Raw genomic sequence first — 13,663 nt, forward strand, 5'->3', positions numbered from 1 at the left:
TCCTGATGACTGGTTTCTGATTTCTGATAAATGGCGGTTGTTTCATGCCGGCTGCGCCGCTTCAGCCGCAGTCGTAGCTTCGGCCGGTGTGGTGCGAGCCTGCGACATCTTGTAAAGGCGCGCCGCCAGCGCCTCGATGGTCGGATAATTCCAGATCAGCGTCGGCGACAGTTTCAGGCTGAGCCGGGTCTCCAGCCGCGTCAGGATCAACAGCGCGCGCGCCGAATCCAGCGCGTAGCTTTCAAAGGTGCGGCGCGGATCGATCTCGTCGGTCGAGACCGCAAGCTGGTCGGCGATCTGTTCCATCAGCCACTCCTGGATATCCTCCTCGCTCTGCGGCAAGCCTGCGGTCGCCTGGATGTCAGCTGCAGCGATCAACGGCGCTATCGGCGACGCGTCGTGCAGCACGGGCGATGGCGCCGCACTATTGAGGGAACGTTCTGTCGCAGCCTGCATCAGCGCCTCGGCGATCTCCGCAGCGCGTCGCGCTTCCGGCCTGGCGAAGCGGGTATCGGCAGCCCAGGCGTTGAACGCGCCCATCGCCGGTCCGCACCAGACCTGATAGTCGAACAGGCGATCTTCCTGACCCTGGATCGCCCAGCGCGAGGATTGCCCCAGGTACCAACGGAACACCAACCCCATCTGCACCTTCGGATCACGCGCAGCCAGCTCGGCCAGCGCCGGATTGCGCTCGCGCCAGAAGGCGTCGGTTGCGGCGATGACTTCGGCAAACGGCAGCCGGAAAAACTGGCGCTCCAGCCGCTCGCGTTCTGCCGGCGGCAGCGCCTGCAGCGACGGGAAGGCGCGATACAGGTCCCACAGCGCGGCGGCCCTGACGGCAAACAAGCTGCCGCGTTTCAACACCTGGACTTGCACTCCCAGTTCAAACATGTCAGCCGCCGGCGCCATCGCGACGTCAGCCAGGTCGGCTTCTGCTAGTAGTCGCTTGACGGCGGGAGAGGTAGCTGCTTCCACGCATGCCTGGTTGACCGATCCGGTCACGATATAGTCGGCGCCCATGGCGAAAGCCGCTGCAATCGCAGCCGGCGTACTCATGCCGCCGGCTGCGCCGAGGCCAACCCGGGCCGCCGCCGGAAAACTGCGGGCGATGCGTTCACGCAGCAAAGCCAGCGCCGGCAACGCGCAGACCAGCGACTGGCGGTCCGTGTGGCCGCCGGAATCCGCTTCCACAGTAACGTCGTCGGCTACCGGCAACAGCCGTGCTGCTGCCGCTTCGCCGGCCGTCAGCGCGCCGCTGGCCAGCAAGGCGGACAGGATCGTTTCCGGTGCAGGGCGGAAGAAGGGCTCGGCGACTTCACGCCGCGAGACCTTGGCGATCACACGATTGCGTGCAATGGCGCGGCCGGCGGCGTCGATATGAGCGCCGCGCGCACGGTACAGCACGATGGCAGGGCTGAGCGACATGAAGGCTGATGCCTCGACGGTTTCGATGCCGTTTTTCAGGTACAGCTCGACCAGCGCCAGTTCCAGTTCGGGATCGTCCGGCGTGTGAATCAGATTGAAACAGAGCGGCTTGCCAGGCAAGGCCGCACGCAGGTGGACGATGGCGCTCTCGATACGTTGCAGCGACAGGCCAGCAGCGCCGAAACTGGCCAGGCAGCCGGCTCGCGTCAAGGACTCTACCAGCGCTTCGCCGGCAATGCCGTTGGCCATCGCGCCTGCCATGTAGGCAAGGCGAAGTCCATGGCGCTGGCGGAAAGCGGCGCTGCCGAGTTGCTCTGCGTTGTGTTCTACATTGCGCTCTACGTTGTACGCGGCGGAGCTCATAGCGCCACCCCGCTTGCCGGCGCCAGTGCGCCGTGGCTGCTTTGCGGCGCCGACTGGCCGACCAGGCGGATGCCCAATCCTTCCACCCGTCCTACCACGCGGCCGTTATCGATCAGGTCGATATCGGCGATCAGGTAGGGTTCCGGACTCAAGCCGATTTCGACGATATCGGCACGATAGCCGAACAACTGATTCTGCGGTAACACCTGGGCCCGGAAGCGTACCAGGATCGGCCGGTCTGGCAGAGGCTGGAAGCGGGCGCCGCTGACGGCGGTCTGCAAACCAAGCGCCAGCGCATGGATCTGCAGCAGCTGGAATGCGCCTTCCATCATGCAAGGTCCGGGGAAGATCGGATCGTCCTTGAAGTGCGCACGGATCGCCCAGTGTTGCGGGTCCAGCCGGAATTCGGCTTCGCTGACGCCGAGTCCGTAGGCGCCGCCGCTCTCAATCCGCGTCACCCTGTCGATGAACTGGATGACCGGCGGCGGAATCCGCAGCGACGGATTGCGGCCACCGGTGGCATGCGCAGGCGATAGCACTTGTGCGATATCGCCGCGCGCCAGGGCGATCAGGTCGGCATTTTCCAGCGCCCGTCCTGGCGGCGTCAGCGGCGCGCGGAATGCGCTTTGCGTGACCTTGCGCGGAGTCCGGTGCTGGTCCGTAATGCCGGCGCCCTTGGCCAGTTCTTCGTAGGTGAAGAAGCCAGCCGTACAGTGTTCGATCTTGAGCATCGGCTGGCCGTCGACGTGCGCCAGGAAATCGGTCTTGAACAGGGTCGCGTCGCCGTTGCGGAATGACTGCTTGATATGGATATCGTATTCGACGCGCTGGCCTGCCTGCGGCATCGGCCCCAGGTAAGTCAGTTGCGCGTCGAGCCAGCGATAGGCGCGCTTGCCCTGGTTTTCGAAATCGATGCCGAGCCAGCCGACCAGGAACAATACGCCCTGGGCATCCAGCGACAGGTACGATACCTGGCCATCGACAGCGTTCCATGCCGGATCGGGAATGTCGTATTCGGTGCGGATGCGAGCGTCTTCCAGCTTGCCGTGGGTGCCTGACATGTGGGTGACGCGGCTGACCGCCATGAACGGTGGACCCGGCACACGCACCCGGCGCGGCAGTTTGTCGATGGCCGCGTATTGCGGTCCCAGTACGTTGGCGACCCGCCCCTCGGCGAATTCCATGATGTCGGCCTCGCTGAACAAGATCGTCCGCGCCGGCGAGGGATTCGCGGCCAGGCCACCGTGCAGGGCAGTTGGCGGCGGATTTGGATTGAGGTTAAGGAGGCTGGTCAGCGCTGCGTGCTGCGTGGCGAGCTGGGCGCCGTGCTGTTGCGCCTGCTGCTCCAGGTTTTGCAGCAGATTGTGCAGCGAGGCGTCGGCGGGCGGCAGCGGCGCTGGCGGGGCGTGATGCGTATCGGATGTAGTCATGCTGTTCCTGGTAGCCGTTGCAGGCATGGTAGTAAGAGGTTGGGGTTTTTCAAGCGGTCTGGACAAAGCCTGATCCAGGCCTTGCTTGCGCAGCGATTCGACCAGCGTTTTGCCGATGGCGGGTTTGCCGAACACCAGGTCCTTGTAGAGTGCGGGTTTCTTCACCAGCGGCGGCGTGTCGAGAATTGCGGCCAGGTCCAGCGGCACGCGATGCGTCACCAACAAGGCCAGCAGCCTGATGAACATCGTTGCATCGCTCTGATCCCGGCGTCCCAGCGCAAAACTGGCGTGCGGCCTGCCTTGCAGCGTTTTGCCGATCCAGCGGCTGCAGTTGGCGCCCGGTCCCAGTTCGAGAAACAAGCGGGCGCCTTCGGCATAGGCTTGCTCGGTCAGCGCCGGGAAGTCCAGCGGCGCCACCAGGTCGCCGGCGATCCGCTCCGCCAATGCCTCCGAATCCCAGCTGCGTGGTGCGCCGCCGGCAAACAGCAGGCCAGCCGGCTGGGGGCCAATCGGAACGCTGAAGCGGGCTGCGATATTGGCGCGTTCCTGTGCCGCCGGGGCGCAATGCATCGCCAGGCTGTCTGGCGCCGGCACTGCATCGGCGCCCAGTTTTTGCAGGATACGGGCGCAAGCGTCGCGCTCGCCGACCAAAGTGACTTCATCCGGCGCATTGATCAGGCTGACATAGGCGCGCGGCTCATGGCTGGCAGCTTCCACCACCGCTGCCGCTGGCGCCAGCACCAGGAAATTTACCCAGTCAACCGGGGCCTCTGGCGGCAATTGCCACAGTTCGCGCACGCCTTGTTTGTCGCCGGATAACTTGGCCAGCGTGCTGTCGAGTCCCTTCAGGCGCTCACCCCAGGCATCGCCCGGGGCCCAGACGCCGTTGGCGAACAGCATGCTGGACTGGCCCAGACTATGGCCGAACAGGACGCCGGGGCGCAGTCCGATGCGCTCGGTCAGCAATTTTGTGTATTGCCAGCTCGACAGGATGCCGGCGTTGATCAAGGCATTGTTATCTTGCAGCAGTTGCTCTTCGATCTCCATCCGTGCATCCGGCGTGAGTGGCGCCAGGCTTTGCGGATAGAGCTGTGCGCTGCCGATGGCGCGGCCGGCGTCATGGTGCGCCGCGGTCATCTGCTCGATGCATTGCGGCGCCAGTTGCGCCACCGTCGCCGCCAATCCTGTGAACGCCGTGTTCAAGGCTGAATACACAAAGGCAAGCTTGCCTTCACGGCCGAGCGGTTGCGAGGTATAGCGGCTACCGCGCGGTGATTGCCATTCAGTTGCGCCTTTTGAGAATTGCGCCAGCGCGGCTGTCGCTTCGGCCAGTAATTCCGTTTTATCGTCGGCTACCAGCGCCAATGCCAGCGGCGGCTCGGCCTGATAGTCGCGGATTGCGGCACGGCACAGTTCCGCAGCATCGGCGCCATTGCCGAGTTCGCGCACCAAGGCCGCTACATGTTCGGTCAAGGCGGCGCTATTCTCCGCTGCTAGCGGGAACAACAACGGCAATGCCGGCGCTATGGCTTTGGCGGCGACGCCGTCCGGGGCCTCCGCCAGCAAGCCCTGCGCCGAACTGCCGTCGGCGTCTTGCGCCAGGATGGCGGCGATGCGGCGTCCTGCAGCCGGGCGGAACCATGGCCGGGCTTCAGTCGGTACATAGGCATCCGCTTCGCTCAGGCCGTGTGGGATTTTGCTTTCTTTCCAGCCAGCCCAGGCCGGCACGGTGCGGGCGTTGAGCGCCAGCGCCGCATGCAGCGTTCCGAGCAGCGGCGCCACCATGCGGCTATGGCCGAAGACGGCGGCAGCGCTGGCCAATGCCGGACGGCCGCCCAGCAAGCTGGCCGCAGGCAATGTTTCTGTGGTCTCGAACAAACCGATCGAGGCTGCCTGAATGGCGCTTGCATTGCCAGCATTGTGTGCAGCGGTTGCCGCCGTTGAACCGAAGCCGGCGCCGCGCCATTCGGCATAGGCCGGCTGCGCCCGTTGTTGCACCGCCGCCGACGGTTCCAGCACGATGGCGCAAGCGCCTTCGCCCAACGGCTGTGAGATATCGCGTCCGGAGGCCAGCCGCACCATCAGGTTTTCGATAGCGCCAGCCAGGTCGACCGCGCCGACCAGCACCGCGTCAGCTTCGCCCTCAGCCAGCAGTTGCGCACCCAGGTCCATGGCGCGCAGGGCGCCGGTTTCATCGCCGGTCAGCATGAAAGCGGGGCCGGAGAAATCCCAGGTGGCGGCAATCCGGCTGGCCAGCAGGCTACCGACATAGCTGAGCATGACCACGGCGTCGACCGGATTGTGCAAGGCTTCGCGTACTGCCTGGGTCAGACCGGTGCGTTCTTCCGGCGTCAGTTTGAAACCGGCGGCGTCCAGGCTGTCTTCCAGCCGCCATGAAGATTCCCAGCGCGCCATCAAACGGTGGCCGCTATGGTCCATGGAGCCGGCGATGATGACTGCGGTGCGGCTGCCCTGGACGATGCCGGCATCATGCAAGGCGGCGTCGGCCACCGATAGCATCAGCAGCTGCTGCGGATGCATGCGCACGATATCGTTGGGCGGCACGCGCAAGCGCAAGGCATCGATGGCGACGCGTTCCAGATAAGCGCCTGCCGGTGCAGCGCAGGGCAGCGACAGACCGGCATGGCGTTGCTCCGGTAGCGGCCGCAGACGCGGCCTTCCGGCGGCCAAGGCATGCGCCACCGAAACCAGATCCGGGCAATCGCCGATGGCGGCGCCCATGCCGGTCAGCAGGGCGGTGCCGCCTTTCCGCCGCGACGGGCCTTGTTCACCACCCGCCTGCCCGGGACCGTCCAGGATCAGGTGCGCGTTGACGCCGCCGAAACCGAAGGCATTGATGGCGGCGCGTTTGTGGCTTCCCGGCCAGGGCGTGTTTTCCATCAGGATAGCGGGCGTGCCTGCGATTTCCCGCGACAGCGGATTCAGGATGCCGACGGTGGCCGGTATGTTGTTGTGACGCATCGCCAGCAAGGTTTTGACCAGGCCGGCGACGCCGGCGGCAGTCAGCAGATGGCCGACATTCGATTTGACCGAACCGACCGGCTGGTTGGGGCCGAACACCTTGGCCACGGTTTCCAGTTCTACCCGGTCGCCCAGCCGGGTGCCGGTCGCATGGCATTCAACATAAGCGACTGAAGCCGGATCGATGCCGGACTGGGCATAAGCCCGCTCGCAAGCCAGCAGCTGGCCTTTCGGATTGGGCGCGGTCAGGGTCTGGCCACGGCCGTCGCTGGACAAGCCTATGGCGCGCACGGTGCCATAGGCTTGCGTGCTGTGGCCGGCGGCGCGCCGCAGCACCAGCGCCACAGCGCCGTCGGCTGGCGCTACGCCGTCGGAACCGATATCGAAAGGGCGGTTGGTGCTGCCGTCGGGCAGCGCCTGGGTGGCGGCAAAGCCGAAATTGGCGAACAAGGTATCGAAGGCATTGGCGGCGACCACCAGCATGCTGTCCGCCTCGCCCGACGCAATGTGCAGCGCCGCCAGATAGATCGCATACAGGGACGTAGCGCAGGCGGCGTCGATGGCATAGCGCGGGCCGCCGAGTCCGAGCGCCTGCGCCAGGGTAGTGGTGATGCCGCCGGAAACGCGCGCCGATTCGGGATGCGTGCTAGGCGTGGCGCGGCCTGTGCTCAGTTGCAACGGGTTGTTCGGTGCGGCGCTGGCAAGGGCCTGCGCCAGCGCCGTATCGTACAGTGGCCGGGTGATGGCGTCGCTGGCCGAGCTGGCGGCCCAGGCGTAACTTCCCAGCACGATGCCGACCCGCGACAGATCGGTTCCGGGCCACATGCCGGCATCGCTCAACGCGGTGCGCGCCACCGCCAGCGGCCATTGGATGCAGCGATCCTGCGCCGCCAGGAATTCCGGCGGCAGCAGGTAGCCGTTAGGGTCGAATTCATAGCCGACCGGTTTGCCGAGCTCGATGCTTGACGTATGGTCGGCGATGCCGCGCCCGGGTTGTATGAAGCGGGTTGGGTCGACGCCCCAGTCTTGCTTGTCGGCGGTGCGGATAGAACGTTTTCCTGCCACCAGGTTGTCCCAGAAACCGGCAAGTGTGTCGGCATCGGGCACCAGGCAGCCTATGCCTGTGATATCTAACGGAAACATCAATAAATCTCCTCTTCGACCGCTTAGATGGAATAAGCAAGAACCGTTGTCGCGGTTCCGGCATATTGGGTGGGGGTAACGGCGGCGGCCTGTCCACTGGCGGGGGCCTGCATGGCGTCGCCCACCACGAACTGATAACCGCCGGCGCGGGTGCCGCTCAGGGCGGCAGCAAACAAGGAAGCGCCGTCGGCAATCGGCAACAAGCCGATGCCGCGCTCTGCGAACATCTTTTTCAGAGCCGGCGTCACCATGCCGCCTTCCCACGGCCCCCAGGCCAGAGCAACCACGCGCGTGCCATGCCATACATGCGGCAGGTGGAACGCCAGTTTGCTCAGCGCTTCATTGGCCATTGCGTAATCGGCCTGGCCGACATTGCCGGAGACGCCGGCGGTTGAGGAAAACAGCACGGTGCGCGCCGGCGGCGCGTCACGCAGCGCTTCCAGCAAGGTCAGAAAACCGTCCAGCTTGGGCCGGAACACGATTTCGACATCGGCCTCGGTCTTGTCGGCGATCTTGCGGTCGGCCAGTGCGCCGGCGCCATGCACCAGCGCGGCGACAGGACCATGGCGCGCGGTCAATGCGGCGATCGCGCTGCGAGTGGCGGCGACGTCGCCCAGATCGAGCGGCAGGTAAGTCGCCTGGGCGCCGTGGGCGGCGATTGCTTGCAAGGTGAGCCGCACTTCCCGTGCGGCCAGTACTGCACGGCAGCTGTCTTCCAGCATGCGCGGCGTCGGCGTACCGCCATTACTGCGCAGGTGTTGCAGCGCGTTGCTTTTGAGCGTGGCGGGGTCGTTGACGTTCTCGGCCCAGGCAGGATCGCGCTCGACCAGCGGCGTGCGTCCAATCAGGACGAAATGCGCTGCTACGGTGGCTGCCAGCGCCTGTACGCAGTGCGCAGTCACGCCGCGAGCGCCGCCGGTAACCAGCACCAGGTCACCTGCGCGCAGTGGCGGCAAAGCGCCTTGCTGTTCAGGGGTAGCCGGCGCAGACGCCAGCGTCCAGCGTCCCTCTGCGGTCCAGCCGGTTTCGGCCGGAGCATGATCGGCATCGTGCATTTCCGCCAGCAGGGATTGCGCGGCTGCCGCCGGGCTTAATTCCGGCGCCAGGTCGACGAAGCGTGCGGCGACGCCTTCTGCTTCCAGCCGTAGCGTCTTGATCAGGCCGGCCAGGCCACCGGCGACCGGATCGCCGCCGGGCGCGCCAAGACTGCCGAGTTTGCCGTCAAGCCGGGCCGCGGCCAGCAAGGTCAGCCGGCCCTGGCGGCCATCCAGCCATGGCAGCATGACGCGCACGGTGCGCAACGCCAGCGAAAGACGATTGCGGCTGGCGACCTTGCTATCCGTTGCTTGCAACAGCAGGGCGATTGCCGGCGTGCCGAATTGTTGGGCGAGCGATGTCAGCGTCGCCGCCAGGGTGTCGATCGACGCGTCGATAATATGTGTGCTGGCATGTGCGTTGACATGCGCGTTGGCCGCTTGCTTCGAATTTGGCGCCATCCAGCCATCCAGGCGGATGATCAGCGGCCGGTAACCTGCTTGCAGCAAACCGTCGGTCGCCGCGCTGCCAAGCTCGCCGCCATCGCTGAAGATCAGCGCTGTCTTGCCGGCGTTGGCTTGCGGATTGCGCGGTTGCGGCGGATAGGGCAAGGCCTGCGCGCAAACCGGCAAAGGCTGCCACGGCGAGACGCTAGCCTGGACGCGGGGGCCATGGGCAAGCAATGCTGCGATTTCCGCCAGCGTGCTGGCGCTGCGCAATTCGTCGCTGGCCGAGCCGGCGGCAATGCCCAAGGTATCGCGCACGCTGGACAGGATTTCGACGCGTTTGATCGAGTCCACGCCCAAATCGCTTTCAAGCCGCATATCGAGCGACAGCATGTCTACCGGATAGCCGGTTTTTTCCGCGACGGTCGCTAACAGCAGGTTACTGATATCCGTATCGGGCTGTTGCAACGTTGGCGCAACAGGTTGGGATTCAGGTTGCGCCGGCGCGGCTGGCGGCGCTGCAACCGCTGTCGCCTCGCTGGCGGCGCCACTCAGTAATTCGGCGATGGCGGCCAGCGTAGCCGCATTGCGCAAAGCATCCGAACTGGCCGCAGCAGAGACCGCTATGCCGAGCGTATCGCGCACGGCGGAGAGGATTTCGACACGTTTGATGGAATCGACGCCGAGATCCGCTTCCAGCCGCATTTCGGCGGACAGCATGTCAGCCGGGAAGCCGGTCTTGTCTGCGACCGTTTGCAGCAACAGGGTCAATACGTCGCCGGTCTTATCGGCAACGGCAACAGCGACGGCTGGTGGCGCAATGACAGTGGCTGGAACTGGGACTGGGACTGAAGCTGGTGCCGACGCCTCGACGGCAACCGTGCTTGCGCCAGAATTCTCCTGGTGTCCGAGCAATGCGGCGATATCCGCCAGCGTTGCGGCGTTGCGCAGCTGGTCGGTGGCTGAATGACTCTGCAACCCGAGTGTGTCGCGGATAAAGGACAGGATTTCGACGCGTTTGATGGAGTCGACGCCAAGATCAGCCTCCAGCCGCATGTCGAGCGATAGCATGTCGACCGGGTAGCCGGTTTTGTCAGCCACCGTGCTTAACAGCAAGGCGCCGATGCCGGATACCGAAGCCGTCGGGCTGCTCTGTTCGGGAGGGCTGACGTGTAACGCAGCCGTCGCCGCAACCTGGACAGGTTCCGCAACGGGCGCGGCAACGGGAACTGCAGCAGCCCTGATTGGTTCGCCGCTGGCTTGCGCGATGCATTGCGCAAGTTCCGCAAGGTTACGCGCCGACGACAGTATTTCTGGCGCAGGCAGTGCGCCCAGCGCCGTGCGCATGGCTGAGAGTATTTCCACGCGCTTGATGGAATCGACGCCGAGGTCGCCTTCGATCGACATCTGGGCTTCAATCAGCGATGCCGGAAAGCCGGTCTTCTCTGCGACGATATCCGTCAATAGCTGCAGGATATGAATGGAGGAAACGCCAGGATCGGCCGGCGCAGTGACTTGTGCCGCAGGAGCGGGCGCTTGTGGCGCACGGCCCTGATTCGCAAGATCAGAAGGGGTAAGCGGGAGTGAAGAAATCTCGGCAGTGACAGGCAAGGCAGCACCACCGCTGGCCGCCAACTGGTTGATGGCTTGCTGCTGTCCTTGCATGAAGGCGGCATGTGCAGCGTTGATGCTTGCCTGGTTGCGTTGAATTTCAGCCATGACTTCAGCCGAAGGTGAATGCTGCGCCAGGCTGTGCGCCAGCGTCGCCTGTCTGTCGAGGAAATCCTGGTGTATTTCTGCAAGCCGGTTCTGCGCCGCCAGCATCGTATTCAGTTGCACAGCTGAGGCATCGGCAGGCGTCGTCGCCTGCGCTGGTTCTTGCAGCTTGGACAAGATGCCGGCCAGCGCGCCGCTCGGTTTTTCCACTACCGGCCAGGCAGGCTGGTTCGGGTTGCGGATGATATGGGCGCCGATCTGGACCGATAAAGCGCTGGCCGGAATTTTCTTGAAAGCCGGGGTCGCCAGTTGCAGCGCTTGCCCCAGAACTGCAAGCCGCACCATGGCTTCCTGGATTTGTCGGCTGTCGTCGCCGGCCGGATCGTGCGCCACCGGCAGGGCCACGTGCGGGCGGTCGCCGAGGATGTCGTCGACCAGTCTGGTCAGGATTGCACGCGGGCCTATCTCCACGAAAATCCGGCCGCCAGCGGCGTATGCAGCCTCAATCTGTTGCCGGAACTGTACTGCGGCGAACGGCTGCCGGGCCAGCAAATCGCGGATTCCGCTGGCGTCTGCCGGGTAGTGCTGTGCGTTCAGGTTGGCCAGCACAGGCAAGGCGGGGGCGCCCAGTTCGATGTTTGCCAACGCGGCATGCCAGGGCTCGGCAGCGTAATTGACATGTTCGGTATGGAAGGCGGCGGCAACCGGGATTGGCGTCGCATCGATGTTGTTGCGCTTGAAGACTTCCAGCGCATTGGTCAACACCTCACGGGAGCCGCCGGCCACGGTTTGCCTTGGGCTGTTCAGATTGGCGATGGCCAGTCCCGGTATTTGCGGCAACAGCTCGGTTACCCGTTCAGCGGCGGCGCTGATTGCGATCAGGCTGCCGGCGTTGGCGCCGGGCGGCGGCGTCAATGCGTCACCGCGCGCCAGTACTGCGCTGCGATAGGCCTGGTCGCTGAACACGCCTGCGGCCCACAATGCGGTCAATTCGCCAAAGCTGTGGCCGAACGCGATAGCTGGCGTAAAGCCGGCGTTGCGCAGCAGGGAATAGGCGGACATGCTGTAGGCCCCGATTGCCGTCTGGGCGTGCAGCGTGTGCGTCAGCGCCTTGCGCTGGGCTTCGACGCGGCTGGCGTCGAAGCTGTCGGGAGCGAAGATCAGGCTGGAAACCGGCTTGAAGCCGCTGGCTTTTCCGGCGGCATCGAACGCTTCGAAATACTTGCGCACCTGCGGGAAATCGATCGACAGGCGAGCGCCCATGCCGACGGTTTGCGAACCCTGGCCGCTGAATACGGCAACCACGCGCGCATCGGCGGCCATGGCCTGACGCCGGTAATGGACGCCGGTCGGCAGTGACCAGGTATCTTCCTGCAATCGTTTCTCCAGCATATCGGCAGCGCTGCGCAGCAGCGCGGGAGCTGCTTCGCGCGAGCGCGCCAGCAAGCCGATGCGGGCGTCGCTTGACGGCACTGCGGCTAGCGGCCACAGCAACGTTTCGGCGTCGCCGCTTTCTATCTCGCCAGCCAGTTTGCGGCAGGTGAGCGCCAGCTGCGCCGGCGTGGCGGCACTGAGCAGGATCGGCAACGCTTGCTGGTGGCTAGGCAGCGGATGGTCGTTCACATGCTCTTCCAGCGCGACATGCAGGTTGGCGCCGCCAAAGCCGAACACACTGACGCCGGCGCGGCGCGGGCCGTGTGCAGGCGCGAGCCATGGCCGGGCGTGACGTGGCAGGTAAAACGGTCCGTTGTCCAGATTCAGGCGCGGATTCGGCGCCTGGACGTTCATGGTCGGCGGGATCACCTTGTGATACAGCGCCAGGACCGTCTTGATCAGGCTGGCCGCGCCTGCTGCTGCCTTGGTATGGCCGATCTGGGCCTTGACGCTGCCCAGCGCGACTGCATTGTCGGTGGCGTCGAATACGCTTTCAAGCGACTCGATTTCGACGGCGTCGCCGACCACGGTGCCGGTTGCATGGGCTTCGATCAGGCCGATGGATTGCGGGTCGAAGCCGGCGTCGGCGTAAGCCGCTTGCAGTGCGCGGATCTGGCCCGAACTGCGCGGTGCGTAGATGGCGCCGCCGGCGGCGTCGGTGGAGGCGCCGAGACCGCGAATTACCCCGTAGATACGGTCCTTGTCGGCGATGGCGTCGTCAAGGCGCTTGAGCACCAGCATGCCGACCCCCTCCGAGATCATGGTGCCGTCGGCATCGGCGTCGAACGAGCGGACCTTGCCGCTCTTTGACAGCGCAGGCGTCTTGCTGAAGCTGAGATAGGCGACATTGGAATTGTCAGTGTCGACGCCGCCGGTGACCATGATGTCGGCGGCGCCGCTGCGCAATTCCTGGCATGCCAGCCGCACTGCCGATAGCGAGCTGGCGCAGGCGGCGTCGACGGTATAGCTGGCGGCGCCGAGGCCGAAACGGTTAGCGATGCGGCCGGCGACGACGTTGGCCAGGAAACCTGGGAAGGTATCCTCGGTCCAGTCCGGATAATGCTGACGCATGGCGTTCGCCACGCTGGCAATGGCGCGTTCGTCGATGCCGGCCTGACGCAACGTGTCGATCCATTTCGGGATTTCGCTGCGCTTGGCCATTTCCAGTGTGAGTTTCATGGTGGTGCCGGATACTCCCAGCACGATGCCGGCGCGGTCGGCGGGCAAGCGCCGTCCCTGGCCCGCAGCGTCTGGGTTGTAACCTGCATCGATCAAAGCCTGGCGGCCGACCGCTAATGCAAAAATCTGCGCCGCATCGGTCGATGCAAGAGACTTCGGCGGCATGCCGAACAGCATGGGATCGAAGGCGATATCGGGAATGAAGCCGCCGCGGTCGGAGTAGGTGCGGTCAGGCGCGCTGGGGTCGGCGTCGAAATAGTCGTCCACCCGCCAGCGGCTGGACGGTACGGTTTCCAGGCATTCGCTCTCGTTGAGAATATTGCTCCAGTACTCTTTCAGGCTGTTGGCCTTGGGCATGAGCGCAGCCATGCCGATGACCGCAATGGGGGAGGAGGCGAAGCTGCTAGGCGCTTCATCCGGACTAGGCTGTGACTGGTTGATGAGCATTTCCGATTCTCTTTATCAGTGAAAAACAGGTTGGTCGTTTTGGTTGTTTCTTGAGGGGCGACC

Annotated in this window: 3 protein-coding genes; all 3 read right to left on the minus strand. The window is 64.9% G+C overall.

Annotation, left to right across the window (positions count from 1 at the left end):
• Window positions 1–42: 42 nt before the first annotated feature.
• From LT85_RS01685 to LT85_RS01695, 3 genes are read right to left on the minus strand one after another with little or no spacing between them, the layout of a single operon-like run.
• Window positions 43–1,788, minus strand: a complete 1,746-nt coding sequence (locus LT85_RS01685) for a PfaD family polyunsaturated fatty acid/polyketide biosynthesis protein (protein ID WP_052134542.1) — start codon at window positions 1,786–1,788, stop codon at window positions 43–45.
• On the minus strand, window positions 1,785–7,343 hold the full coding sequence (locus LT85_RS01690) for a beta-ketoacyl synthase N-terminal-like domain-containing protein (protein WP_038484511.1): 5,559 nt from the start codon (window positions 7,341–7,343) through the stop codon (window positions 1,785–1,787). The genes LT85_RS01685 and LT85_RS01690 overlap by 4 nt, the downstream gene beginning before the upstream one ends.
• Window positions 7,344–7,366: 23 nt before the next feature.
• Window positions 7,367–13,600: a type I polyketide synthase gene (locus LT85_RS01695; protein ID WP_038484514.1), complete on the minus strand. Its 6,234-nt coding sequence runs from the start codon at window positions 13,598–13,600 to the stop codon at window positions 7,367–7,369.
• Window positions 13,601–13,663 lie beyond the last annotated feature (63 nt).

Origin of the sequence: Collimonas arenae (genome assembly GCF_000786695.1) — a bacterium.
GTDB classification, from domain to species: Bacteria; Pseudomonadota; Gammaproteobacteria; order Burkholderiales; family Burkholderiaceae_D; genus Collimonas; species Collimonas arenae_A.